This window comes from Crossiella sp. SN42 (assembly GCF_023897065.1).
Taxonomy (GTDB): domain Bacteria; phylum Actinomycetota; class Actinomycetes; order Mycobacteriales; family Pseudonocardiaceae; genus Crossiella.
Window position 1 is genome coordinate 12945 of sequence record NZ_JAMHIV010000028.1, and the last position, 25260, is coordinate 38204.

The 25260-nt window shown below is 71.3% G+C and carries 21 protein-coding genes and 1 pseudogene; 14 read left to right on the forward strand and 8 right to left on the reverse strand.

Annotated elements, in window-relative coordinates; genetic code table 11:
* The first annotated feature begins 13 nt into the window (after window positions 1–13).
* Genes M8C13_RS30300 through M8C13_RS30310 form a run of 3 tightly spaced genes read left to right on the forward strand, consistent with a single transcriptional unit; the run spans window position 14 to window position 3067 of the window.
* The gene (locus M8C13_RS30300) at window positions 14–1060 is read left to right on the forward strand and encodes an iron ABC transporter permease (RefSeq protein WP_252484158.1); all 1047 of its coding nucleotides are present in this window, start codon (window positions 14–16) and stop codon (window positions 1058–1060) included.
* A gap of 4 nt (window positions 1061–1064) precedes the next feature.
* On the forward strand, window positions 1065–2078 hold the full coding sequence (locus M8C13_RS30305; protein ID WP_252484159.1) for an iron chelate uptake ABC transporter family permease subunit: 1014 nt from the start codon (window positions 1065–1067) through the stop codon (window positions 2076–2078).
* 11 nt (window positions 2079–2089) lie between these two features.
* Complete coding sequence (locus tag M8C13_RS30310; protein WP_252484160.1) at window positions 2090–3067, forward strand: ABC transporter substrate-binding protein; 978 nt, start codon at window positions 2090–2092, stop codon at window positions 3065–3067.
* A 52-nt stretch (window positions 3068–3119) separates the two neighbouring features.
* Here the strand turns inward: M8C13_RS30310 and M8C13_RS30315 are convergent, their stop codons facing one another.
* Window positions 3120–4331, reverse strand: coding sequence for a lipase family protein (locus M8C13_RS30315; protein ID WP_252484161.1), 1212 nt, complete (start codon window positions 4329–4331; stop codon window positions 3120–3122).
* A gap of 128 nt (window positions 4332–4459) precedes the next feature.
* Between M8C13_RS30315 and M8C13_RS30320 the strand changes: the two genes are divergently transcribed.
* Window positions 4460–5101: a TetR/AcrR family transcriptional regulator gene (locus tag M8C13_RS30320; RefSeq protein ID WP_252484162.1), complete on the forward strand. Its 642-nt coding sequence runs from the start codon at window positions 4460–4462 to the stop codon at window positions 5099–5101.
* A gap of 5 nt (window positions 5102–5106) precedes the next feature.
* Here the strand turns inward: M8C13_RS30320 and M8C13_RS30325 are convergent, their stop codons facing one another.
* Window positions 5107–5556, reverse strand: coding sequence for a hypothetical protein (locus M8C13_RS30325; protein WP_252484163.1), 450 nt, complete (start codon window positions 5554–5556; stop codon window positions 5107–5109).
* Between the two features lie 29 nt (window positions 5557–5585).
* On the reverse strand, window positions 5586–6290 hold the full coding sequence (locus M8C13_RS30330; RefSeq protein WP_252484164.1) for a DUF998 domain-containing protein: 705 nt from the start codon (window positions 6288–6290) through the stop codon (window positions 5586–5588).
* A 112-nt stretch (window positions 6291–6402) separates the two neighbouring features.
* Between M8C13_RS30330 and M8C13_RS45585 the strand changes: the two genes are divergently transcribed.
* Entirely contained in the window at window positions 6403–7668 is a 1266-nt protein-coding gene (locus M8C13_RS45585; RefSeq protein WP_252484165.1) for a sensor histidine kinase, read from the forward strand.
* On the forward strand, window positions 7665–8369 hold the full coding sequence (locus M8C13_RS30340; RefSeq protein ID WP_252484166.1) for a response regulator transcription factor: 705 nt from the start codon (window positions 7665–7667) through the stop codon (window positions 8367–8369). The genes M8C13_RS45585 and M8C13_RS30340 overlap by 4 nt, the downstream gene beginning before the upstream one ends.
* On the opposite strand, the gene M8C13_RS30345 is transcribed toward M8C13_RS30340, so the two are convergent.
* Together M8C13_RS30345 and dhbC are read right to left on the reverse strand one after the other, a co-directional pair.
* A complete protein-coding gene (locus M8C13_RS30345) occupies window positions 8344–9528 on the reverse strand; it encodes a 3-deoxy-7-phosphoheptulonate synthase (RefSeq protein ID WP_252484167.1) in 1185 nt (394 codons plus the stop codon). The genes M8C13_RS30340 and M8C13_RS30345 overlap by 26 nt on opposite strands.
* Window positions 9529–9542: 14 nt before the next feature.
* Entirely contained in the window at window positions 9543–10712 is a 1170-nt protein-coding gene (gene dhbC, locus M8C13_RS30350; RefSeq protein ID WP_252484168.1) for an isochorismate synthase DhbC, read from the reverse strand.
* 188 nt (window positions 10713–10900) lie between these two features.
* On the opposite strand from dhbC, the gene M8C13_RS30355 reads away from it, so the two are divergent.
* Window positions 10901–11836 carry an XRE family transcriptional regulator gene (locus tag M8C13_RS30355; protein WP_252484169.1) on the forward strand — a complete coding sequence of 312 codons (936 nt, stop codon included), beginning with the start codon at window positions 10901–10903 and terminating at the stop codon, window positions 11834–11836.
* Window positions 11837–11904: 68 nt separating this feature from the next.
* Here the strand turns inward: M8C13_RS30355 and M8C13_RS30360 are convergent, their stop codons facing one another.
* A complete protein-coding gene (locus M8C13_RS30360; RefSeq protein ID WP_252484170.1) occupies window positions 11905–13056 on the reverse strand; it encodes a S8 family peptidase in 1152 nt (383 codons plus the stop codon).
* A 190-nt stretch (window positions 13057–13246) separates the two neighbouring features.
* Here M8C13_RS30360 and M8C13_RS30365 point away from each other — a divergent pair, with 190 nt between their 5' ends.
* From M8C13_RS30365 to M8C13_RS30370, 3 genes and pseudogenes are all read left to right on the forward strand, one after another.
* A complete protein-coding gene (locus M8C13_RS30365) occupies window positions 13247–16108 on the forward strand; it encodes an AAA family ATPase (RefSeq protein ID WP_252484171.1) in 2862 nt (953 codons plus the stop codon).
* Between the two features lie 425 nt (window positions 16109–16533).
* Window positions 16534–16701 (forward strand): annotated as a pseudogene (locus tag M8C13_RS45840) (helix-turn-helix domain-containing protein); the annotation flags it as partial.
* A 186-nt stretch (window positions 16702–16887) separates the two neighbouring features.
* Window positions 16888–18246, forward strand: coding sequence for an NB-ARC domain-containing protein (locus tag M8C13_RS30370; protein WP_252484172.1), 1359 nt, complete (start codon window positions 16888–16890; stop codon window positions 18244–18246).
* Window positions 18247–18363: 117 nt separating this feature from the next.
* Here the strand turns inward: M8C13_RS30370 and M8C13_RS30375 are convergent, their stop codons facing one another.
* Window positions 18364–18966 carry a class I SAM-dependent methyltransferase gene (locus M8C13_RS30375; RefSeq protein ID WP_252484173.1) on the reverse strand — a complete coding sequence of 201 codons (603 nt, stop codon included), beginning with the start codon at window positions 18964–18966 and terminating at the stop codon, window positions 18364–18366.
* 335 nt (window positions 18967–19301) lie between these two features.
* Here M8C13_RS30375 and M8C13_RS30380 point away from each other — a divergent pair, with 335 nt between their 5' ends.
* Together M8C13_RS30380 and M8C13_RS30385 are read left to right on the forward strand one after the other, a co-directional pair.
* Window positions 19302–19841: a pyridoxamine 5'-phosphate oxidase family protein gene (locus tag M8C13_RS30380; protein WP_374213201.1), complete on the forward strand. Its 540-nt coding sequence runs from the start codon at window positions 19302–19304 to the stop codon at window positions 19839–19841.
* 118 nt (window positions 19842–19959) lie between these two features.
* The gene (locus tag M8C13_RS30385) at window positions 19960–20937 is read left to right on the forward strand and encodes a GNAT family N-acetyltransferase (protein WP_252484175.1); all 978 of its coding nucleotides are present in this window, start codon (window positions 19960–19962) and stop codon (window positions 20935–20937) included.
* A gap of 186 nt (window positions 20938–21123) precedes the next feature.
* On the opposite strand, the gene M8C13_RS30390 is transcribed toward M8C13_RS30385, so the two are convergent.
* A complete protein-coding gene (locus M8C13_RS30390) occupies window positions 21124–22353 on the reverse strand; it encodes an aminotransferase class I/II-fold pyridoxal phosphate-dependent enzyme (RefSeq protein ID WP_252484176.1) in 1230 nt (409 codons plus the stop codon).
* A 347-nt stretch (window positions 22354–22700) separates the two neighbouring features.
* Here M8C13_RS30390 and M8C13_RS30395 point away from each other — a divergent pair, with 347 nt between their 5' ends.
* Together M8C13_RS30395 and M8C13_RS30400 are read left to right on the forward strand one after the other, a co-directional pair.
* Complete coding sequence (locus tag M8C13_RS30395) at window positions 22701–23774, forward strand: oxidoreductase (protein ID WP_252484177.1); 1074 nt, start codon at window positions 22701–22703, stop codon at window positions 23772–23774.
* A gap of 141 nt (window positions 23775–23915) precedes the next feature.
* A complete protein-coding gene (locus M8C13_RS30400) occupies window positions 23916–25145 on the forward strand; it encodes a cytochrome P450 (protein ID WP_252484178.1) in 1230 nt (409 codons plus the stop codon).
* Window positions 25146–25260: the final 115 nt, after the last annotated feature.

Here is a 25260-nt window from a genome sequence, read left to right on the forward strand (position 1 = left end):
CTATCCTCACCGGGTGACCACGGTCGAAAAGCGGCAGCCCGTGGCGACCGGTCGGTCGTCAGGGGCCGGTCTGTCGCGCCCACTCGGGTTGCTCCTCGCCCTCGGTGTGCTGCTGCTGGTGTGCGTGCTGTCCATCATGGTGGGCACCACCGACCTGGGTTTCGGCGAGGTGTTCACCGCGGTGTTCCGGCCGGAGAGCCCGGAGGCGGAGGCGATCGTGCGCGGGCTGCGGATGCCGCGCACCGGCTTCGGCCTCGCGGTCGGCGCGGCGCTGGGCCTGGCCGGCGCGCTGATGCAGGGCGTGACCCGCAACCCGTTGGCGGACCCCGGAATCCTCGGCGTCACCTCGGGCGCGGCCTTCGGCGTGACGCTGTCCGCGCTCTTCGGCGGGATCGCCTCCTTCTACGGCTACGTGTGGTTCGCCTTCGCCGGCGCGCTGGTGGCCACCGTGGTGGTCTTCGGGCTGGGCAGCCTCGGCCGGGACGGCGCCCGCCCGGCCAAGCTCGCGCTGGCCGGGGCCGCGGTCTCGGCGATGCTCAACTCGATGGTCTCCGCGGTGCTGCTGCTGGACGCGGCCACCCTGGACCGCTACCGGTTCTGGGCGGTCGGCGCGATCAACGGCCAGGACCCGGCCGTGCTCTACCAGCTGCTGCCGTTCCTCATCGTGGGCGCGGTGCTCGCGCTCGCAGTGAGCCCGGCGCTGAACAGCCTGGCCCTCGGCGAGGACGTGGCCAGGGCGCTGGGCCGCAACGTCGGCCGGATCCGGCTGGTCTCGGTCATCGCGATCACCCTGCTCGCCGGGTCGGCCGCGGCCGCCTGCGGGCCGATGGTCTTCCTCGGCCTGGTGGTGCCGCACATGGCCCGGATCATCACCGGGCCCGACCACCGCTGGGTGCTGACCTACTCGGCGGTGATCGCGCCGATCCTGTTGCTGGGCGCGGACATCCTCGGCCGGGTGCTGGCCAGGCCGGAGGAGCTCCAGGTCGGCATCATCGTCGCCTTCCTCGGCGCGCCCTTCTTCATCGCGCTGGTCCGCCGCCAGCGCCTCCCGGAGCTGTGATCACGTGACGACGACCCCGGTGAGACTGGGCAACCGGGCCCGCGTCAGCGCGGTGTCCCTGTTGCTGGCCGCGCTGACCCTGCTGATGTTCTGCGTCAGCCTGGCCACCGGCGAGTTCCAGCTCGGCCTGGACGAGGTGGTGGCCGCGCTCGGCGGCATCGGCGACTACTCCACTTTGCTGGTGGTGCAGGAGCTCCGCTTGCCGCGCGCGCTGGTCGGTCTGCTGGTGGGCCTGGCCTTCGGCGTGGCGGGCGCGCTGTTCCAGTCGCTCACCCGCAACCCGCTGGCCAGCCCGGACCTGATCGGGATCACCGGCGGCGCGAACGTGGTGGTGGTCGCGGGCACCGCGCTCGGCCTCGGCGGCGGGCTCGGCGTGCCGCTGCTGGCCCTGCTCGGCTCGCTGGCCTCCGCCTTCGCGGTGTACACACTCGCCTGGAAGCGCGGCACCACCGGCTACCGGATCGTGCTGGTCGGCATCGGCGTGCAGGCGCTGTGCACCGGCGCGACGAGTTATCTGTTGCTGAGCCTGGGTGTCTACGACGCGCAGGGCGCGATGGTCTGGCTCACCGGCACGCTCAACGCCCGCAACTTCGGCCACGTCACCTGGATCGCAGTGGCCGTGGTCGTGCTGCTGCCGCTCACCCTGCTGCTGCGCGGCTGGCTGGATGCCTTGCAGTTCAACGACGACACCGCCACCGGACTCGGCATCCCGGTGCAGCGGGCCAGGCTGTCCCTCGGCCTGGTCGCGGTCGGGCTGGCCGCGGTGGCCACCGCGGCGGCCGGGCCGATCGTCTTCGTCGCGCTGGTCTCCCCGCAGCTCGCGCTGCGGCTGTGCCGGTCGGCCACCCCGCCCGTGCTGGCCTCCGGGCTGGCCGGGTCCCTGCTCCTGCTCATCAGCGACCTGATCGCGCGGACCCTGCTACCGGCCGAGCTCCCGGTCGGCGTGGTGACCGGCGTGATCGGGGCGCCGTTCCTGTTGTGGTTGCTGGCCAGGGCCAACCGAGCCAACGCCGGCTGAAAGGAAAGAACATGCTGGGATCCACCCGCCGACTGCTCCGCGCCGGGGCCGTGCTGGCCACCGCCGGACTGCTCGCCGCCTGCTCCGCCACCGGTCCGGCAGGCGGCGGCTCGTGGGAGTTCACCGACGACCGCGGCGAGAAGATCAGCCTGCCCGCCAAGCCGACCCGGATCGTGGCCCAGTCCGCGGCCGCCGGCACGCTGTGGGACTTCGGCGTCAAGGTCACCGGCGTGTTCGGCCCGCAGAAGCTCGCCGACGGCCGCCCCGACCCGCAGATCGGCAACGTGGACCTCGGCGCGGTCCAGTCGGTCGGCACCACCTACGGCGAGTTCAACCTGGAGAAGTTCGCCTCGCTGCGGCCGGAGCTGACCATCACCACGATGTACGACGACACGCTCTGGTACATCCCGGACACCGCCAAGGACAAGGTCAAGCCGACCGCGGGCATCAAGATCGGCGGCAAGCCGATCCCCGAGGCGCTGGCCCGGTTCGAGACCCTGGCGAGCGCGCTGGGCGCGGACGTCAAGGGCGGCGCGGTGGCCGCGGCCAAGGCCGAGTTCGCCAAGGCGGAGAACAACCTGCGCGAGGCGGCCAAGAGCAAGCCGGGCCTGAAGGTGCTGGTGGTCAGCGCGACCAAGAACGACCTGTACCTGGTGCGGCCGCAGGAGTCCGGCGACCTGAAGTACTTCCGGTCCCTCGGCTTGGACGTCTACGAGCCCGCCCAGGGCGAGGCCTACTTCCAGAAGATCAGCTGGGAGCAGGTCCGGGAATACCCGGCCGACCTGGTGCTGGTGGACAACCGGGAGGCCCAGGCGCTGACGCCCACGCAGATGGCCGAGGTGGCCACCTGGAAGCTGCACCCCGCGGTGCAGGCCGACCAGGTCGGGCCGTGGTTCGCGGCCGCGCCGATGAGCTACCAGTCCTTCACCAAGGTGATGAACGACCTGGCCGAGCTGGTCCGCCGGTCCCGCACGGACGTGGTGAACTGAGTCCTGGCAGCACAGCGGGGCCGTCCGGATCGGGCGGCCCCGCTGTCGTCGCTCAGCAGGAGGTGGCGGCGGGCACCCCGGCGAACCGGGCCTTCAGCCAGGACACCGCCATCGGCACCCCGGCGATGTTGCCCAGGATGTGCTCGGTGAGGTGCGTGGTCCGCCACTCCACGGTCGCGCCCCGCGCGCAGTAGTCGGCCAGCAGCGGCTTGGCCACCTTGAACGGGATGACCTCGTCGAAGTCGCCGTGGAAGAGCAGCACCGGCGCGGTCGGCTTGCGGCTGCCCGGCACGTCCGCGGCCAGCCGGGCCTGCCAGCGCGGGTCCTTGATCGCATCCGGCACCGTGGTCAGATCCTTGAGCCGCTTGAACGCGCCGGTGAGCAGCATGGTGCCGACGATGCACTCGGTGCGCTGCTTGGCGATCAGCTTCTTCCCGGCCTCGTTGATGAGCTCCTCCGGCAGGTCCGGGTAGGCGCCCATGTGGCCGGAGACCGCGCCGATCATCAGCGCAGAGAACGGGCCGCCGTCGATCACCGGGAACAGCTCGCGCAGGTCGCGCGGGATGCCACCGGCGACCACCCCGGCCACCTGGAGCTCCGGCGCGTAGGTCGGCTGGAGCTCACCGGCGTGGCTGGCGGCCTGGCCGCCCTGGGAGTAGCCGTAGATGCCGACCGGGCCGACCCCGAGCTCCGGTCCGGGCGTCTTCTGCGCGGCCCGCACCGCGTCCAGCATGGCGTGCCCGGCGGCCGGGCCGACCGCCATGGTGTGCGGTCCCGGCGTGCCGAGGCCCTGGTAGTCGGTGATCACCACGGCGAACCCGGCGAGCAGGAACTGGCCGATCAGGGCCACCTCGTTCTCGGTGCCGGTGCGCATCTTGTAGGAGGGCGCACAGGTCTCGTGCAGGCCGTGCGCGCCGACCGCGTAGCTCACCAGCGGACGCGGCTTGCCGGTGGACGGGGTCTGCGGCACCAGGATCGTGCCGGATACCGCCATCGGCGCGCCGGTGGCCGCGGTGGAGCGGTAGAGGATCTGCCAGGCCGAGACCGGGACCTCCAGGCCGAGCACGGTGACCTTGACCTGGCGGGAGCGCAGCAGGTCGCCGGGCTTGCCAGCGGGCAGCGGGTTCGGCGGCTGGTAGAAGGGATCCGCGGAGGGCAGGGGGACGGCGGCGGGGGCCGCGGTGGCGGTGCCGGGCAGGGTGGTCAGGGCTAACGCGGTCAGCAGACCTGCGCCGAGCAGTCGGAGTCGGGGGGACGGCGACACGGGCGACCTCCTTGGGACGCTCGCTGTGGTAATCGAGATTTTCACACGCTAGGCCGTCCGGCCCAGATGTGGCAATGGTCATGACCACTTGACCGGTGCACACCCCCCGAACGATCTACGCTGGAGGTATGGCCCAGGAGACGGGGACAACCGCGCGCATCTACCGCGGCATGCGTCCCGAACAGCGCAAGGCCGACCGCCGGGCCCGGCTGGTCGAGGCCGCGCTGGAGCTGTTCACCACCGCCGGCTACCACGGCACCCGCATCGAGCAGCTGTGCACGCACGCCGGGGTCTCCACGCGGAACTTCTACGAGGAGTTCGCGAACAAGGAGGCCCTGCTGCTGAGCCTGCACAACGACATCAACGCGGTCGCCCTGCACCACGTGGTCGGCGCCCTGCGCACGCTGCCGGACAGCGCGGACGCGCCGGAGCGGATCGGCACCCTGCTTGAGGTGTTCATGGCCGACATCACCGCCGACCCGCGCCGCCCCCGGCTGGCCTACGTGGAGGCGGTCGGGGTGAGCCCGGCGATGGAGCGGCAGCACCAGCGCTGGGTGGCGGAGTGGAGCACGCTGATCGAGAGCGAGGCCACCAGGGCGGCCCAGCGCGGGCAGGCCCCGGTCCGGGACTACCACCTGATCGCGACCGCGCTGGTGGGCGCGGTGACCGGGCTGCTGCGCGAGTGGCAGGCGGCCGAGCGACCGCTGCCCCCGGCCGAGGTGACCGCGACCATGCGGCACCTGATGGTCGCCGCGATCACGGTGCCCTGATCGCCCTAGAGGTCGTAGTCCAGCGTGTACTTCACCGTCTTGTCGGTGTCGAAGACGATGCTGCCCTCGCCCTTCGCGCCGCGGAAGCGGCCGGTGCCGCCGACGATGACCTGCTGGTGCTTGTCCTCGCTGGCCAGCTTCCTGGTCACCCGCGCGGTGCTGTGGATCTCCGCGGCGTCCTGGAAGCGGTAGATGTGCAGGCACTGGGCCTCGATGTGCAGTTCCGGGGTCAGGCCGACCACGGTGCAGCTGATGGTCAGCTTGCCCGCGGCCGAGCCGTCGGTGTTGGCCAGGTCGGACTGGACCGCGTAGGCGATGCCGGGCAACGGCACCGCGGGCAGGGTGATCAGCTTGCGGGTGGCGGTGAACTCCAGCTTGGTGCCGGGGGCCGCGGCGGCGGCTGGGACGGCGGCGACGGCCGCGAGCAGGGCGGCCAGGGCGGCGGTTCGGCGCATCCCCTCACGCTAGGTGTCCACTGTGGACATCAACAGCGTTCGACACGGACGAGTCCGGGTTCCCGCTTCGGGGTGATCTCCGGCTGCGTTGTGTGCCGACGGACCCGCCAGGCCAGCAGGAGCAACAGCACCACATGGGCGGCCAGCAACAGCCGTTCGGCCGCACCGCTGTAACCACGTTCACCGAGCAACCACATCGGCCGGTCCAGCGGCAGGAAGGTGGCCAGGAAGGCCAGCACGCCGGCCAGGCCGAGCATCGAGACCACCCGCAGCGGCCGGCACAGCGGTGACCACTGCGGATGGCCGCGGAACCGGGCGGCCAGCAGCAGACCGGCCAGCGGCAGGGTGATGAACCCGGTCAGCGCGGCGTAGCGGTGCACCGCGCCGTAAGGGGTGAGCGGTTCGTGCACCGGCTCCATCGGGAACACCGCGGCCACGCCGAGGCCCAGCGCCCACACCGCGATCAGCCAGGCCGCCCGCCGCCCGCCGGGCACGCCCGCGCTGATCAGCGCGCCGCCGAGGACCAGCGAGCCGAACGCGGTGGCCAGCATGCTGACCCCGACCAGCCGGGCGCCCTGCTCGGTGAAGATGAACTCGCTGAAGGTGGACCGGAACGGGTCCAACTGTCCGAAGTAGACGAAGTCGACGAAGACGGCCACCAGGACCGCGCAGGCCAGCCAGCACAGCGCGGAGGTGGCCAGCAACCGGGTGATCAGCCGGAGGGTGGGATCCATGTGACCGAGAGTGGCCGGGCCGTTTTTGTCTCGTCGTCACCCCGTGGTTTGACTCCGGATGCGGTACCAGCGTGTGACGATCGGCGGCGTGGCTCTGACTAGCGTCGGCGGCATGCTGAAACACCTCGGAACCGGGTTGCGGGCGACCTGGCGGACGCTGGTCACCGCGCGGGACGCCGACTGGGGACCGCCGGTGACCTGGCTGCCGGGTCCCCGGTGGGTGCGCCGCAAGACCGCGGTGCTGCTGTTCGCGTTGCTGGCCGTGGCCAACGGAGTCACCTGGTTCACCGCGTTCAACCCGGTGGCCGGCGCGCTGCTCACCCTGGCGCACCTGCTGCCCTGGCTGTTGAGCAACCGGTCGCCGGTGACCGCGTGGCGGCTGGCGATGGGCCTGCTGGCCACGCTGGCGGTGGCGCCGCTGCTGGTCGAGTTCCCCAGGATCCTGCCGGGGGTGCCCGCGATCGAGCGGCCGTGGTCGATCGGCGCGCTGGCCCTCATCCCCGCGGTCTTCGCGGCGGTGGCCCGCGCCCCGCAACGGGACCGGGCGACCGTCGGCGTGCTGACCGTGCTGCTGACCTACCTGGCCGCCGCGCTGCCGCTGTCCGGGGTGCCGGACTCGCCGTTCGCCGTGGTGTTCGCGGTGGTCGCGGTGGTGATCGGGGTGTCGCGCAGCCGGGAGGACGCGGCCACCTCCGAACTGGCCTGGGTGCGCAGGGACATGGCCGACGAGCAGGCCAAGACCGCGGTGCTGGCCGAGCGCGCCCGGATCGCCAGGGAACTGCACGACATCATCGCGCACCACCTGTCGATGATCGCGGTGCGCACCGACAGCGCGCCCTACCGACTGTCCATTTCGGACGATCGGGTGCGCGAAGAGCTGGTCCAGCTTGGCGATGCGGCCCGGCAGGCGCTGTCCGAGACCCGCGGCCTGTTGGGGGTGCTGCGGGCCGAGGACGCCGAGCCGGAGCTCGCGCCACAGCCCACCCTGGCCGAACTGCCGGAGCTGGTGGCCGAGGCGGAGCGGTCCGGGGTGGCGGTGGCGCTGGCCGTCGAGGGCACGGCGCGGCCCGTGCCCTCGGCGGCCGGACTGGCGGTGTACCGGGTGACCCAGGAGGCACTGAGCAACGCCAGGCGGCACGCCCCCGGCGCGGCGGTCCGGGTGGCGCTGCGTTACCTGCCGGGTGAGCTGGAACTGGTGGTGGACAACGATCCTGGCCTACGGGCGGGCGCGGAGTCCGGGCCGGGCAACGGGATCACCGGGATGCGAGAGCGGATCGGCATCGTCGGCGGCGAGCTCCAGGCCGGGCCGCGGCCGGACGGCGGGTATACCGTGCGGGCGAGGATTCCGTTGGCGGACAGCACCGAGGGGGCGGCGTGATCCGGGTCTACGTGGTCGACGACCAGGCGATGGTGCGGGAGAGCTTCGCCGGTCTGCTCGGCGCCCAGGACGGTATGACGGTGGTGGGCACCGCCGGTGACGGGATCGAGGCGCTGACCGGCATCGCCGAGCTGGACGCGCGCGGGCAGCGGCCGGACGTGGTGCTGATGGACATCCGGATGCCCCGCCTGGACGGCCTGGAGACCACCCGTCGGCTACTCGGCGAAGAGTCCACTTCGGACGGTGAGACCGAGAACCCGTTGCGGGTGCTGGTATTGACCACCTTCGACCTGGACGACTACGTGTTCGAGGCGCTGCGGGCCGGCGCCAGCGGCTTCCTGCTCAAGGACGCGCCCGCCGCCGAGCTGGTCAACGCGATCCGGGTGGTCGCGGCCGGGGACGCGCTGCTCGCGCCCGCCGTGACCCGCCGGTTGATCAGCGAGTTCGTCCGCAGCCGCCCCGCACCGGCGGCCCGCCCGGAACGGCTGGCGGTGCTGACCAACCGGGAGACCGAGGTGCTCACCCTGGTCGCCAGGGGCCTGTCCAACACCGAGATCGCGGTGGAGCTGGTGCTCTCCGAGCAGACCGTGAAGACCCACCTCAACCGCATCCTGGCCAAGCTCGCCCTGCGCGACCGCGCCCAGGCGATCGTGCTGGCCTACGAGACCGGGCTGGTCAGTGCCAGGCAGCGGCCAGGGTGATGGCCTGCTGCTGGTTCAGCCGGGGGTCGCACAGCGAGGTGTAGCAGCGGCCGAGGTCGTCGGCCTCCACGCCCGCGCCCAGGCATTCGGTGACCGGGTCGGGGGTGGCCTCCAGGTGCAGGCCGCCCGCGACGCCGCCCTGTTCGGGCACGATCCGCAGGAACTGGCTGACCTCGGCGATCAGGTCGGCCAGCCGCCGGGTCTTGACCCCGCCCGCGGCGCTGATCGTGTTGCCGTGCATGGGATCGCTCAGCCAGACCACCGGGTGGCCCGCCGCGTGCACCGCGGCCACCAGCGGCGCCAGCTCGGGGGCCCGGCGCACGCCGAAGCGGGCGATCAGGGTCAACCGGCCGGGGGTGCGGTGCGGGTCCAGCACCTCGCACAGCTTGAGCAGGTCCGCGCGCGGGGTGGTCGGGCCGACCTTGCAGGCCACCGGGTTGGCCACCGAGGCGAGCAGGCGCACGTGCGCGCCGTCGGGCTGGCGGGTCCGGTCGCCGATCCACGGCCAGTGCGTGGAGGTCAGGAAGGTCTGACCGGCGGAGTTCTTGCGCAGCAACGGAAGCTCGTAGTCCAGCACCAGCGCCTCGTGCGAGGTCCACACCGGCTGCCCGAACGGCCTGCGCGCACCGCGCAGCGCGCCCACCGCGACACTGGCCGCCTCATAACAGGACACCAGCCGGGCGGAGTCCGGGCGGCGGGCGGCGAGCTCGGCTTCCGGGCCGTTGACCAGGTGGCCGCGGTAGGACGGCAGCTCCAGGTCGCCGCAGCGTTCCGAGGGCTTGGAGCGCGGCTTAGCGAACTGACCGGCGAACCGGCCCACCCGCGCCACCGGCAGCCCGCTGGCCCCGCCGACCACCCCGGCCAGCGCGTCCAGCATGGCCACCTTGCGCGCGATGTGTTCCGGCGTGCACTCCGCCGGGTCCTCCGCGCAGTCGCCGGCCTGCACCACCTTGGCGCTGCCGCCCGCCACCTCGGCCAGCCAGCGGTGCAGCCCGTCCACCTCGGCCCAGTGCACCAGGCCCGGCCGGGCGGCCAGCTCGGCGCGGTGCGCCGCGGCCAGCGCCGGGTCGGTCCAGCTGGGTTGCTGCCGCGCGGGCAGCAGCTGCCAGTACGCCAGTTCCTCGTCCGCGAGCGCGTCGCGGACCGCCTCGGTGTGCACCCAGGTCCTCCAGCTCAGGCGATCTGCTCGATGCCCATGGCCAGCAGCAGCGTACGGAACTTCGCCGCGGTCTCGGCCAGTTCGGCCTCCGGGCTGGAGTCCCCGACGATGCCCGCCCCGGCGAAGAGCCGCAGCGAGTGGTCATCGGCCTCGGCACAGCGGATGGTGACCACCCAGTCGCCGTCGCCGTTGCCGTCGCACCAGCCCACCATGCCGGTGTAGAAGCCGCGGTCGAAAGGTTCCAGCGCATGAATCTTGTCCCTGGCCGCGCCGACCGGCGTGCCGCACACCGCGGGGGTCGGGTGCAGCGCCGCGGCCAGCTCCAGCGCGGAGGTCCGCTCGTCCGCCAGCTCGCCGGTGACCCTGGTGGACAGGTGCCACATGGTCGCGGTGCGCACCAGCTCCGGGGCGGCTGGCACGTCCAGGGTCCGGCAGTACGGGCGCAGCCCGGCGGCCACCGCGTCCACCACCACCGCGTGCTCGTGCCGGTCCTTGGCCGAGACCAGCAGGGCCTCGGCCCGGCGCCGGTCCTCCTCCGGGTCGGCGCTGCGCGCGGCGGAGCCGGCGAGGGGGTTGGAGACCACGCTGGCGCCCCGGCGGGTGAGCAGCAGCTCGGGGCTGGCGCCGATGAGGGTGCGGCCGGGCAGGTCGGCGGCGAAGGTGTAGCCGGTCGGGTCCCGGCGGATCAGGTTGTTCAGCAGCGGGCCGAGGTCCACCGTGGTGGGCGCGGTCAGCTCCAGCGAGCGGGACAGCACCACCTTGTCCAGCTCGCCCGAACGCAGCGGGGTGAGCGCGGCGCGCACCGAGCGCACGTACGCCGCTGGTTCGGGCACCGGGGTGATCTCCCACTCCGGCACGTTCATGCTGAGCTCGGGCAGCCGGAGCTCGGCGGGGAAGGCCCCGGCCCGGCGCACCCCCTCGGGCACCACCAGGCTGGCCGCCGCGTTGTGGTCGAAGGGCACCGCGCCGACCACCAGCGCGCCAGGCTCGGCCTCGGCGAGCGCCGCGGCCACCCTGGCGGGCAGCGCGCCCAGCTCGCCTGGGGCGGCGACGCTGGGCACGGTGGCCGCGACTCCCTCGGCGAGCAGCACGCCGTGCGGGGAGGAGAAGAAGAACGACGATCCGGCGCGGTAGTCCGACAGCAGCTCGACCGGGCTCACGGTGCTGGCGTGCCGCGTGGTCATGCGTCCTCACTTCGTCAACAGCCTGATAAGGGAAGGCTAACCTTCGTTAGTAAGAACCTAGTCTGCCGAGCGGCCCCAACTACCACCCGTCCGGGTGACACTGATCACGAGCGCGCAATAGTCGCGTACCCCCTACCTAGTGGGTTCCGGATTGTTCGGCGCTCCGGCACGGCCGGACAGTGACGGCCATGCGCCTGAGCTCGTTCCCGCTGCCCGCCCCCCGTGCCGGTGAAGCCCCCACCGTGCTGGAGAACTTCCCGGCCGCGCTGAACGACGCGATCGAGCGCAGCGGGCTGAGTCTGGACTCGCTGCAACGCAGGCTGGCCCAGCGAGGGGTCCGGGTCAGCCTGTCCACCCTCAGCTACTGGCGGCGCGGCCGCAGCCAGCCGGAGCGGCGGGAGTCGCTGGCCGCGGTCGGCGTGCTGGAGGAGGTGCTCGGGCTGCCCCGGCAGACCCTGCTCGGCCTGCTCGGGCCGCGGCGGCCGCGCGGGCGCTGGCTGAGCCGCAGCTTCCCGGTGCGGCCGCTGGACACCCTGTGGGAGGACGCGGCCACGCTGACCGGGCTGCTGGAGACCCTCGGCGCGCCCACCGAGGAGCAGCTGACCTACCTGAGCCTGCAGGAGACGCACACCGTGGACGAGCACGGGGTGGACGGGGCCAGCACGGTGCGCGCGGTGATCAGGGCCGAGGTGGACGGGGTGGACCGGTGCGCGGTGACCTACCTCGGCGAGGGCGCGGCCCCGGTGGTGGCGCCCCGGCGGTCCTGCCGCCTGGGCCGCAACCGGGTCGGGCCGGACGGCCAGCTGGTGGTCACCGAGCTGATCCTGGACCGGATGCTGCGCACCGGGGACACCGCGGTGCTGGAGTACGAGGTGGTCTGGCCCGCTGGGCAGGCCTCGGCGAGCAGGCTGCACCGGTTCCGGCGGCCGGTGCGGGAGTACGTGGCGCAGGTGGAGTTCCACCGGGACGCGGTGCCCAGCCGGTGCTTCCAGACCTATCGGCACGGGCTGTGGTCTGCCGAGGTGGGGCGGCAGGACGTGTGGATCGGGGCCTTCCGCACCGCGCACCTGGTCGCGCTGGACGTGCCGGCCGGAATTGTCGGCCTGCGCTGGGAATGGAACTGAGCCACTTCGGCTCGCCCACCAGATAAATGGCGGGCGAGCCGAAGTGATTTTTCAGTTCATGGGAAATTTCACTTACCCACGTACATGAGCTTGTTCGGCGAACCGGAACCCGGGTTCTTCACCACGTTCGGCGTGGACTTGTCCAGCAGCGCCTTGGTCACCTCGGCCGGGCTGGCGTTCTTGTTCGCGCCCAGCACCAGCGCCGCCCCGCCTGCCACGTGCGGGCTGGCCATCGAGGTGCCGCTCATGCCCGCGGTGCCGGTGTCCGAGCGGTGCGAGGCCGAGGTGATGCTCTCCCCCGGCGCGAAGATGTCCACGCAGCGGCCGTAGTTGGAGAAGCCCGCGCGGCTGTCCGAGCGGCCGGTGGCGCCGACCGTGATGGCCTCCGGCACCCGGGCTGGGCTGGTCCCGCAGGCGTCGGCAGAGCTGTTCCCAGCGGCCACCACGTAGGTGAACCCGGCCTTGACCGAGGCCTTGAGCGCCTCGTCGCCCATGCCCACGTTGTCCATGCCCAGGCTCATGTTCACCACGCCGGGGCGCACGCCGTTCTTGGTCACCCACTCCATCGCGCTGACCGCGGCCGAGTCCGGCGCGGTGCCGTCGCAGCCCAGCGCGCGCAGTGCGACGACCTTGGCCTCCTTGGCGATGCCGTAGGTCTTGCCCGCGATGGTGCCCGCCACGTGCGTGCCGTGGCCGTGGCAGTCGTTGCCGTTCTGGCCGTCGTTGAGGAAGTCCGCGCCGATGCTGGCCCGGCCGCCGAACTCGCTGTGCGACTTGCGGATGCCGCTGTCGATGACGTACGCGGTCACGCCCGCGCCGGTGCCTGCCGGGTTGTACTTGCGGTCCAGCGGCAGGTTCCGCTGGTCGGAGCGGTCCAGGCCCCAGGTGGCGTTGTCCTGGCTGATCCGCGCGGTGCCGTCCTGGTAGACCTTGCGCACCGCCGGGTCCGCGGCCAGCCGCCTGGCCTGGCGCTCGGTCAGGTTCCGCAGGTGGAAGCCGCGCAGGGTGGCGGTGTAGGCCTCCTGCAGCACCCCGCCGTAACGGGTGGCCAGCGCGTCGGAGGCGGTGGCCCCGTCCTTCAGCACCACGATGTAGCTGCCCGGCACCGGCGCCGACGCGCCCACCACCTCGGCCTCGGCGAACGCTGGCGGAGCTCCCATTCCCGCGGCGGCGCTCAACGCCACCGCGGTCAGACAGACAACGACCGTCGACTTTCGCATGTGCTCAGCCTTCCGATTGCAGGGAAATCGTCGGTGGCCACCGATTCGCAGGGTAAGCGGAAACAATGGCTTCACAGCCGTTTCAGTTTCCTTCGGCCGGTACTCACTGAAAACCCGTCGACCGGAGGGACGCACGAGCGCGCCGGACCAGCGAAGATAGCCATTGGTTCACACACCTGGGGAGCATGCGATGGCGAGGGACAACGGCCTGCGCACCAGCTCACCGGTGCTCGTCGGCCGGCACCGCGAGCTGGGCATCCTGGCCGAGGCGGTGGCCAGGCCGCCCGCGCTGGTGCTGGTCGAGGGCGAGGCGGGCATCGGCAAGACCCGGCTGCTCGGCGAACTGCTGGCCACCAGCCGGATCCCGGTGCTGCTCGGACACTGCCAGCCGCTGCGCGAGCCCTTCCCGTACGGCCCGGTGCTGGAGGCCCTCGGCGCGCTGGGCAACCGGGTCGGCGCCGGGCTCAACCCGGTCACCGGGGTGCTGCGGCCGCTGCTGCCGGAGATCGCGGACCGGCTGCCGCCCCAGCCCGAGCCGCTGGGCGATCCCGCCGGTGAGCGGCACCGGCTCTTCCGCGCGGTGCGCGAGCTGCTGATCGCGGCCGGGCCCACCCTGCTGGTGCTGGAGGACCTGCACTGGGGCGATGACAGCAGCCGGGACCTGTTGCGGTTCCTGGTGGCCAGCCCGCCGCCGGAGCTGTCCCTGGTGGTCACCTACCGCCGCGAGGACCTGGGCGGCGCCCTGCTCGGCAGCGCGTTCCGGCCCGCGCACGGGGTCAGCGCCGCGGTGCTCCGGCTGGCCCCGCTGGACGTGGCCGGGGTGCACGAGCTGGCCAGCACAATCCTTGGCAACCCGCTGCCCGCGGCCGGGTTCGCCGCCCGGCTGCACGAGCGCACCGCGGGCATCCCGTTCGTGGTGGAGGAGGCGCTGCACGCGCTGCGGGACACCGCCGGCGAGGTGCGCACCGCGACCGCGCGCCGCCTGCTGGACCACCTGCGGGTGCCGGTGCTGCTGCGCGAGGCCACCACCGAACGGCTGGCCGCGCTGGACCCGCTGGCGGCCCGGATCGTGCGCGCGGCCGCCGTGCTCGGCGTGCCCGCCGAGGAGGACCTGCTGGCCGTGGTCGCCGGGATGACCCCGGCCGAGGTGGGCACCGCGCTGGTGCAGGCGCTGGCCGGGGTGGTGCTGCACGAGCTGCCCGGCCGCCGCTACGGCTTCCGGCACGCGCTGGCCCAGGAGGCCGTCTACGACACCATTCCCGGCCCGGACCGGCGGCAGCTGCACGCCCGCGCGGCCGCCCAGCTGGCCACCGCCGAGCCGACGCCGTGGGTGCAGCTGGCCAGGCACAGCAAGGAGTCCGGCGACCGGGCGGGCTGGCGGCGGCACTGCGAGGCGGCCGCGGACCACGCCGCCGCGGTGGGCGAGGCCGGGCTGGCCACCGAGCTGTACCAGCAGCTGGTCGAGCTGCCCGAGCTGTCCACCGCGGACATGGACCGGCTGGCGGGCAAGCTCGGCGCGGCCGCGGTGCGCGGGGTGGAGCAGCTGGACGTGACCGCGGTGCTGCGCCGGGTGCTCGACGACCCGCGCCTGTCCCCCGCCGCCCGCGGCGCCACCCGGATGAACCTGGGTTTCCTGCTGGTCCGCGAGGCCGGCGGCCTTGAGGAGGGGCGCCGGGACATCGCGATGGCCATCGAGGAGGTGGGCGTGCGCTCCGCGCTGGGCGCCAAGGCGATGTCTGTGCTGGCCCAACCCTTCCGCGGCACGGTGGCGGTAGGGGAGAACCTGCGCTGGATGGCCAGGGTGCAGGAGGTCATCGAGGCCGATCCGGACCCGGACCTCACCCTCAACCTGCTGGCCAACCAGCTCGGCTCCCGGGTCCTGCTCGGCGACGCCGGGGTCCGGCCGGACCTGGAGCGGCTGCCCCGGCAGGCCGCCACCGAGGCCGGGAAGCAGCATCTGACCAGGGCCTACTGCAACCTCGGCGACTCCTTCGCGACCACCGGCCACTACCGGGAGGCCCGCGCCTGGCTGGACCCAGGCCTGCGGATGGCCACCGAGGTCAACCTGCCGTTCATCGTCAGCGTCGGCCGGGCCACCGCGGCCAGGCTGGACTTCTCCACCGGCCGCTGGGACGGCCTGGCCGAGCGCTGCGCCCGGCTGCTGGAGGACTACCGCGACCTGCGCCCGGTGGCCACCGAGCTGTCCCTGGTGCTCGGCCAGCTCGCGGTGGCCCGCGGCGAGTGGCCGGAGGCCGAGGCGCACCTGGGCGCCACCGGGCTGGACACCCCGGAGGACGCGTTCACCCCGGTGATCATGGTCGCGGCCGCCGCCTACACCCAGATGCAGCTGTCCAGGGCCGAGCACGAGGCCGCGCTGGCGCACGCCGAGCTGGGCCTGTCCATCGTGCGCCGCAAAGGTGTCTGGCTCTGGGCCGCCGAACTTCTGCCGGTCGCTCTGCAGGCCAGGATCAACACCGGCCAGCTCCCGGCGGCCGCGGAACTGCTGGCCACCTTCACCGCCGAGACCGAGGGCAAGGCCGCGCCGCTGGCCGCCGCGGCCGCGCTGGCCGGGCAGGGCCTGCTGCTGGGCGCCCGCGGCAGGCTGGCCGCCGGAGCCGAGGCGCTCAACGCCGCCGCGGCCGCCTACGCCGAGCTGCCCAACCCCTACCTGGCCGCGCAGGCCCGGCAGGAGGCCGCCCGGCTGCGGCTGGTCGCCGGGGAGCCCGCGGTGGCGGAGCTGACCGAGGCCGCCGCCGTGTTCGACCGGCTGGGCGCGGCGCGGGATGCCGCCAGCTGCCGCCGCCACCTGCGCGAACACGGCCTGACCGCGCCCGCGCCCGCCGCGCAGGCCCGGCGGGGCAGGCGGGGCTACGGGCCCGAGCTGTCGCCGAGGGAGCGGGATGTGGCCCGGTTGCTGACCCACGGCCGGACCAACCGGGAGATCGCCGAGGTGCTCTTCCTGTCCCCGCGCACGGTCGAGCAGCACGTGGCCAAGGTGCTCCGCAAGCTCGGCCTGGCCTCGCGCACCGATCTGGTCGATCTTCCGAGTTAGCTCGATCGTGCAGCCAAACGGTCCGCCCAAACGGGCGACCTGGGCTGACCACTTCCGGACCGCCAGCGTTTGCCCACGCCTTGATCAGCCGCAACCGCTACCCGGCAAGATCGCTCAGGACCTGCACTACGGCCGGTCAAGCGCCCGCGAGTCACCCTGTGTCACAGGACAGGGTTCATGATTACGTGGTTCAGGTGAGACGGCGCAGCTTCATTTGAGCTTTTGTCAACGCACTGGCGGGGGTTGCGACACAGCGTCCAGACTGGCTATGGGGCGGCAGGTCGATCACCACCGGGGCCCGGTGGTCGACCAATTCGGGGTGCCCGTCAGCCCGATTGCCGCAGCGCGCACCGGGAGGAAGGATGTCAACAGTTCAAAATTCAACACCCGATGAGGTTCGCTTAACGTCAGGAGACTTCGGGGGAATGCTCCTGCGGCACCGGCGAGCCAACGGCCTGACCCAGGAAGATCTGGCGATGTGCTCGGGGTTGAGCGTACGAACGATCAGTGATCTGGAGAGGGGGAGAGCGAGGGGACCGCAACAGCGCACCGTAGGGGCACTGGCTGCGACGTTGCGGTTGGCCGGCGACGAGCTGAGGGAGTTCGAGCGGGCCGCCAGGGCAGGACGCTTCCGGTTGAGCCGTCATGGGGACAGGCCGACCGTACTGCCGGCGCACGGCACTTCTGGGGTAACACGTGCCGCGTTCGGCAGCCTGGAACTACCGAAGATCACCGAGGAGCTGACCGGCCGCAGCGCCGATCTGGACTGGCTGCGAGCCATGGCAAGGGCGTCACGCGCGTCCGCGCCGAGGACCGTGGTGCTCTCCGGACCCACCGGAGTCGGCACCACCGCATTGGCCGTCACCTTGGCCAAGCAGTTGACCAGGGACTTCCCTGGTGGTCAGTTCTTCGTCAACCTCCGGGCCAACAGCGATCGTCCGCTGCACCCGGGGGCCGCCATGGGGATGCTGCTCGGCGCACTCGGTGTGCCGAGGGACGGGATCCCCACCGAGCTGGAGGCGCGGGCGCGCCTCTACCGCTCGCTGCTGCACGGCAGGCGGGCGCTGATCGTGCTGGACAACGCGGTCAGCGAAGCGCAGGTCCAGCCACTGCTCCCAGTCAGCTCCACCTGCCTGGTGATGATCACCAGCAGGCAGCCGCTGACCGGACTCACCGCGGTGCAGCGCCTGCAGGTCGAACCGCTGGCCGAACACGAGGCGATGGCCGTGCTGGGCCGCGCCGTGGGACCGCACCGGGCAACCGCCCAGCAGGAGCAGCTTCGCCACCTCGCCCGCCTGTGCGGGCGACTGCCCCTGGCACTGCGGTTGGTCGGCGGCATGCTGGCCGCACATCCCCAACTGCCCGCCGTCGAGCTGAGCAAGCGACTGCTCGAGGTGGGCAGGCGGATCGCACCGACCGTGCGGGGCAGCGTGCAGGTGCACGCGGCACTCGCCGTGGCGTATCGGTTGCTGCGACCCGCCGCCCAGCTGGCGTTGCGCAGGCTGGCCCTCTCTCCTGAGAGCCGGTACTGCGCGGAGATGACCAGCGTGCTCACCGAGTGCACCTCCACCGAAGCCACCGCGCTGCTCAACGAGCTCGCGGTGAGTGGGCTGATCACCCCGATCGGCGACTCGGAGAACTACACCTGTCACGAGGTGGTGCGGGCCTTCGCCGAGGACCGGCTGCGGGAGGAAAGTGACCCCGTCGCCCGGTTCGCCGCGGAGAACCGGCTGCTGGACTGGCTGATCCACACCGCGATCAGCATCAGCAGCGTCTACGAACAGCCCAAGCCGACCACGGTCTCCGGGCGGTTCGCCGCCAGGGAACTGCGCCCCTCCCCCGAGGAGCAGGTCAGTGGGCAGGACCTCGCCTCGGTGCCGCAGGAGGGTCACGCCCTCCGGCTGCTCCGCCAGGCGCTGGTGCTGGCGAGGCGACTCGGTGACAAGCGCAAGGAAGGCTACGTGCTGCTCTACCTGGGCACCGCCAACGAGCGGTTGCAGCGACACCAGGAAGGGGTCGACCACTACCTGCGGTCGGCCGCGGTGTTCCGGGAGATCGGCAGCCGGATGGGAGAGGCGGCGGCGCTGGGCAACATCGCGCACGCGGCGGCTCCCGCCCAGCGCTACGCCTCGTCGTAGCGGTTGGCCGGGTGGTAGCGGTTAGCTGAGCAAGAGAAGGGGCGTTCCCGTCGGGCGATGACGGGAACGCCCCTCTTTTCTCTTGGGTGGCTGGGCGGGGCCACCGGGGAGGAGGGTCTAGCTGTGCACCTTCGGGCGGGCGGTGAACACCCTGGCCGAACCGAGCCCGGTGGTGCCGTGCAGCTCAAGGCCCTGGCTGCGGGCGGCGCCGGAGATCTCGGCCCAGGAGTTGTCCGGGGCGAAGGTGCCGTCCTTCTGGCTCATCTGGTGGTAGTACTGCGAGAGCTTGTGGCCGTCGGTGGTCAGCGTGCTGACCGCGATCTGGCCCTCGTCGGCGACCACCCGGCGCAGCTCGCCGAAGACCGCGGGCTTGTCGTGGAAGCAGTGGATGCCGAACATCGACACCGCCCCGGCCATCGCGCCGTCGGCGATCGGCAGAGCGCACGCGTCCGCCCGGATCACCAGGTGCTTCTTCGCGCCCACCGCCTCCAGCTTGGCCGCCAGCTGCTTGAGCAGGTGCCAGGACAGGTCGGCGAAGATCCACGGACCGCGGTCGCGGTAGCCGGCGGCCTGCTTGATCAGCGGGCCGTTGCCTGCCGGGATCTCCAGGATCGGGCCGTCCGGCAGACCGGCGATGCGGTCGGCCATCTCCCGGTAGTAGCGCTTGACGTCCAGGCCGAGCAGCCAGGAGTCCAGCCGCTGCCGGGTCGGGCTGCTCATCAGCCAGCCGTAGAGCTTGGCGTTGAGCCCCTCGTACGGTTTGTCACCGGCAGAGATAGGACCAGAAGAATTAGCGACGAGATCGAGAACACCATCGACAAATGGGGCTTTGTGCCCACAGGAATCGCAGTCCAAGCCTCGAGAAGCCATCGTCAGGGCCGCGTTCGAGCAGGCCGGGCACCGCAGCAGCGGCACCAGTCCGGCCAGCACATCCCGATCAATGGAGACACCCGTCATGACAACCTTCCCGTTGTGATCACATACACCGGGATCCTGGCGCGCCGGTGTTGAACCCAGTAGCATTCAAGCGAAATCCGCGCGGTTTATCAACACGCATGAAGTTCCCAGGAGGGGTTGTGGGTCAAGAATTCACCGAAGCCACGGACCGGGCAATCTCGATTTTGCGGGACAACCGGTACGTGACGCTGGCCACGGTGGACCCCGCCGGGCCGTGGGCGGCCGCGCTGGCCTTCGCGCCCGCCGCGCCCAACTACCTCTACTTCGCCTCCCAGAACGACTCCCGGCACGGCCTGGCCATCGCCGGCGACCCCAGGGTGGCCGGGGTGATCTACAACTCCACGATCACCTCTGACGAGGCCGACGGGGTCCAGTTCAGCGGCACCGCGACCGCCGTGGAAGACGATGACCAGCAGCTTCTGCTCTTCCTCAAGCGCACCGGCGACCTGCTGATCGACCCGCTGGAGGAGGAGTTCGCCTTCTTCAAGCAGGCCGAGGGGCTCACCCTGTACCGGGTCACCGTGGACGCGGCCTTCGTGCTCGACCAGAAGCGGTACATCGAGGAAGCGGTGGACGCGCGCGAGGAGGTCAACGTGGCCCGGCTGTTCGCCGAGACCGAGGCCCGCTATGCCGGCTGAGACGGGCACGCTGCGTGTTCGAACCAGTAAGAAAATTGATGTCGATCCGGCAGAATGGGCAAAACTAACTCTGCCGGAACTACCCCGGTCCGCGGCTTACCTTGACTTGCTGACCGGGATGGAGATCGACGGGGACCTCCGATTCTTCACCGTCGAACGCGATGGCCACCCGGTGGCCGCCGCGTTCGGCGCGTTCCTGCGTTACCAGGTGTGGCGCAATATCAAAGTCCCGTTGTTCATCGCCGGTTCCCCGGCCAACCTCGGCAGCGGTTTCCTCTTCCGCGACGAAACCGTGGTCGACGAGGCGCTGCCGCTGCTGGCCGAGGCGATGACCGCGGAGGCCAAGGCGCTGGGCGCCAAGGTCCTGCTGATGCGCGACTTCTGGTCACCCGGCCCGGAGGCGGAGTTCGCGCCCAGGTTCGCCGGGCTCGGTTTCCGCCGGGTGGCCCAGTTCCCGGACGCGGTGCTGGACGTGCCGTGGACCGATGTGGACGGCTGGCTGGCCGACCTGCCGGCCAAGGCGCGCAAGACCGCCAAGCGGGACGCGCGCCGGGTGGAGGCGGCCGGTTTCCGGTTCGAGACCCACCGCGGCCGGCCCAGCCCGAAGCTGGCCGCGGACATGGAACGCCTATGGCTGAACCTGTACCACAAGTACCAGGACCCCGACCAGATCCTGCTGCCCGGCGAGTACTTCCGCGAGGTCCCCGCTCTTGACGAGAGCGTGCTGCTGCTCACCTGGCACGGTGACCAACTGGCCTGCTTCGACATGCTCACCGAACGCGGCCACCTGCTGGAGTCCACCTACAGCGGCGCCGACTACGAGCTGATCGGCAGCACCCCGGTGCACCGGTTCATGGGGCACCAGATCATCCGGCACGCCATCGAGGGCGGCTTCACCCTGATCGACTTCGGCCTGTCCAACGAGGCTGCGAAGATCAAGATGGGCTGCCGGCTGCGGGTGGCCTGGGCCTACAGCAAACCGCTGTCTCCCTTCGCCAAGCTGATCCGCCTGGACAAGCTGGTCTTCCCGGACCAGGACCCGATCGCGGAACTGCAGAAGGAGATGGCCAAGCAGCAGCAGTCCGACGAGGACTGACACATTGGCGCGCTCCGCGCGCGAGCGTTTTCGCTCTTGGAGTCACACGTTCGTGCCCCCGACACACGCGAAGCAAGCTTCGGAGTGTCGGGGGCACGAACGTGTGACGCGAAAACGCAACCCCACCGCATGCAAAAGCGCCCGGCGTGTCGCTTCGCGCCACGCCGGGCAACCGCTAAAGCTTGCTCAGAAGTTGTACTTTTCCTTCAGCTCGGCGAGCGTGCTGAGGAAGTACTCCAGCTGCTCGTCGGTGTGGTCGTTGTTGATGATCAGGCGCATGACCGCCTGGTTGCGCTTGACCGCGGGGAACATGAACATCGGGATGAGGAAGCCCTTCTCCACGAAGGCCTCCTTCACCAGGTCCGCGGTCTCGTCCTTGCCGACCAGCACCGAGGTGATGTAGCTGGGCGTCTCGAACGGCGGCGCGCCGATCTCGGTCAGCCGGGCGCGGAAGCGCTCCACCCTGGCCAGGTAGTTGTCCACAATGGACGGATCAGCGTCCAGCATGTTGATCAGGTGGCCCACGGTGGCCGCGGTGGGCGGCTGCATGGCCGCGGTGAACATCGAGGTGCCCGAGGTGATCTCGAAGGCGTTGATGGCATCCGCCGGTCCGGCGATCGCCCCGCCCTCGATGCCGATGGCCTTGGAGAAGGACATCATGATGAAGGTGGCCCGCCGCATCGCGGCGAACTCCTCGTGGAACGGGCGGTTCTCGGTGCCGTAGAGCATGAAGCCGTTGGCGTCGTCGACGAAGCTGAGCGCGCCGTACTTCTCGCAGATGTCGATCAGCTGGCCCATCGGCGCGATGCTGCCGTCAGCGGAGTACACGCTCTCGATGACCACGACGACCTTGGGCGAGTCGATGCGCTTGAGCACCTTCTCCAGGTCCTCCGGCGAGTTGTGCCGGAAGGTGTGCAACCGCTTGCCGTGCTCCAGGTGCTCGGCCGCCTTGAGCAGGCTCCAGTGCGCGTGCCGGTCCATGACGATGACGGAGTCGGTGTTGTCGCACTTGAGGCCGTCACCGAAGTCGAAATACTTCGTCATCGCATTGAGGAATCCGAAGTTCGCGAGCAGCCCGGTGGCGAAAGAAATGGTGCGTTCCTTGCCGGTGACCCGGCAGACCGCCTGCTCCATCTCCAGGTGCGGACGGCTGATCCCCTGGGTCATGCGGGAACCACCGGTGGTCAGCCCGTGTTCCTTCGACGCATTGATGAAGTAGTCGCGGATATCGGGCCGCTGGTGCAGGTTGAGGAAGTTGATGCTCGCGAAGTTCACCAGCTCCCGGCCGTTCTGGACGATGGTCGGGCCGACCACGCCGTCCACCACGGGCGGATCGACCTTCGCATTGACGGACTCGGCCACGGCCAGAAGATCGGCGAAGGGCCAATTAGCGGTCGGCGCGAGGGCTGTCGTCATGTTTTTCTACTCCTGCGCATAGAGCCGGGACTCTGCTGGGTTGTCTGTTAATCAGTAACCCAGACCGGCGAGCCGCAGACCACGAAGAAATACAGCTGACCGATTATGTGGCTAAAACTGCCGGTTGGTTCCTCCGGTCGCCGCCACGCTTTTTCCGCTTGACGCTGTCACCAGCGCTTTTACCCGGACCCGCCACCCTCGGCCGGGGTGGCCGGTGTGCCGGGTCTGTCCGGAATCTAGCCGCCAACGGCGTGCTGGACTAGGCCGATCGCGCGAACCGGCGACAAAGACTTTGCATCGCCTGGACCCCTGCCACAGGCGCGGTAGAGCGGGTAGTTTCCGCCGTCATGAGGTGGTTCGCCCTGATCGGGCCGTGTGTCGCGGCCGTGCTGACCTGCTCCGCCGCCGTTCCCGCCGTGGCGGCGACCGCCGAGGTGACCTCGGCCACGAAACTTCATTGGGAACTTCAGCCGAGTGGCACCGACGCCCGCTTCCGCGGCCTGGCCGCGGTGAGCCGGGAGGTGGCCTGGCTGGGTGGCAGCAAGGGCACCGTGCTGCGCACCGTGGACGGCGGGCGCAGCTGGCAGGACGTGAGCCCGCCCGGCGCGGCCGAGCTCCAGTTCCGCGACATCGAGGCCTTCGACGCGCGCACCGCGGTGGCGCTGACCATCGGCGAGGGCGAGCAGTCCCGGATCTACCGGACCAGCGACGGCGGCCGGAGCTGGACCGAGTCCTTCCGCAACACCGACCCCAAGGCCTTCTACGACTGCGTCGGCTTCTTCGACCGGCGGCACGGCCTGGCCATGAGCGACCCGGTGGACGGCAAGGTCCGGGTGCTCTCCACCGAGGACGGCGGCCGCAGCTGGACCGTGCTGCCCAGCGCGGGCATGCCGGACGCGCTGCCCGGTGAGGCCGGGTTCGCCGCCAGCGGCCAGTGCCTGGTCACCTCGGGTCCCCGCGACGCCTGGATCGCCACCGGCGGCGGCGCCAAGGCCAGGGTCTTCCACACCAGCGACCGCGGCCGCACCTGGTCGGTCAGCGACACCCCGCTGGCCAGCAAACCCACCGCGGGCGTGTTCGCGCTGGCCTTCCGCGACCGCCGCACCGGCATCGCCATCGGCGGCGACTTCGAGAACCCGAACACGGCCAAGGACGCGCTGGCCCGCACCGGTGACGGCGGCCGCGGCTGGCAGGTGCCGCCGCAGGCCCCGGCCGGCTACCGGTCCGGCGCGACCTGGCTGCCGCACTCGCTGGCCGGCGTGCTCGCGGTCGGGCCCTCCGGCAGCGACCTGAGCCTGGACGGCGGGCGGCACTGGCGGCAGTTCGACGCGGGCAGCTTCGACACCGTGGACTGCACGCCGGACCTGTCCTGCTGGGCCGCCGGGGAGAAGGGCAGGGTCGCGAGGTTGCGGCTGGGCTGAACGGCTGTCAGTGTCCGGGGAGTGGTGGAGCCCTCTCAGCAGCCGGTGACAGCAACATCACACCCGGTTCATCCGCTGGTGAGCCAGGTGCCCACCGAGCGGCGGGAGATTCACCACCCCCCGGTCTGGCATGGTGAGAACGTGGCCACTGAGGAACCCGGCGTGTGCCCGCGCCTGCACGGCGCGGAGTTCGACGCCAACCCGTACCCGGCCTATGACTGGCTGCGCAAGCACTCGCCGGTGCACCGGATCGACCTGCCCGGCGGGGCCTGGGCCTGGCTGGTGACCCGGTACGAGGACGCGCTGGAGGCGCTGGGTCACCCGAAGCTGCACAAGAGCCCGGCCAAGGCGAACGTGGTGTGGCAGCGCTCCGGCATGGGCCTGCCCTTCGACCACCGCCCGACCCTGGCCCGCAACATGCTCAACTCGGACCCGCCGGACCACGCCCGCCAGCGCCAGGCGGTCAGCGCGCTGTTCAGTGCCCAGCGGATGGAACGGCTGCGTGAACGCTGCCGCAGGCTGACCGAGCAGGCGCTGCGCGAGTTCTCCCTCAACGGCAAGGCGGACCTGATCGCCGAGCTGGCCTACCCGCTGCCGGTGACCATCATCTGCGACCTGCTCGGCATGCCGCAGGAGGACCGCGCCAACTACCACCGCTGGGCCGCGGTGATCGACTCCTCCGAGGTCGCCGCGATCGACGAGGTCTGGGGCGTCACCGACTCGCTGGAGCGCTACGTGCACGGCCTGGTCGCGCTGAAACGCGAGCAGCCGGCCGACGACCTGGTGACCGCGCTGGTCGGCCTGCAGGACAAGAAGATCCTCAGCGCCGACGAGGTCAGCTCGATGGTCTTCCTGCTGATGATCTCCGGCCACGAGACCACGGTCGCCCTGATCGGCAACGGCCTGCTCACCCTGCTCCGCCAGCCCAAGTACGCCGAGCTGGCCCGCACCGACCCGAGCACCCTCGGCCCGATCATCGAGGAGGTGCTGCGCTACGCGGGCCCGGTGCGCAACGCCACCTGGCGCTTCGCCATCGAGCCGGTCACCATCGGCGGCCAGCTCGTGCAGACCGGCGAACCCGTGCTGGTCTCCCTGCTGTCCGCCAACCACGACCCCGAGGTCTTCGACTCGCCGGCCGAGTTCGACCCCTACCGCCGCGGCAGCCACCACATCGCCTTCGGCCACGGCCCGCACGTGTGCGTCGGCCAGGCGATGTCCAGGGTGCTGGGCGAGGTCGCGATCGGCACGGTGCTGCGCTACCTGCCGGACCTGCGCCTGGCGGTGCCGGTGGAGGAGCTGCGCTGGTGGCCGAGCGCGATCATGCGCGGGATATATGAGCTCCCGGTGGAATTCACGCCGCGGAAGATTTGATTTCTCTAGAGGAATGCGTTACAGCTTTCGGGTGACCGGAAGTGGAGCCCCAGCATTGCCCGCAAGCCCCCCACTACCCTTCCTTTAGGCAATTTGCCAGGGGAGCGGGGGAAAT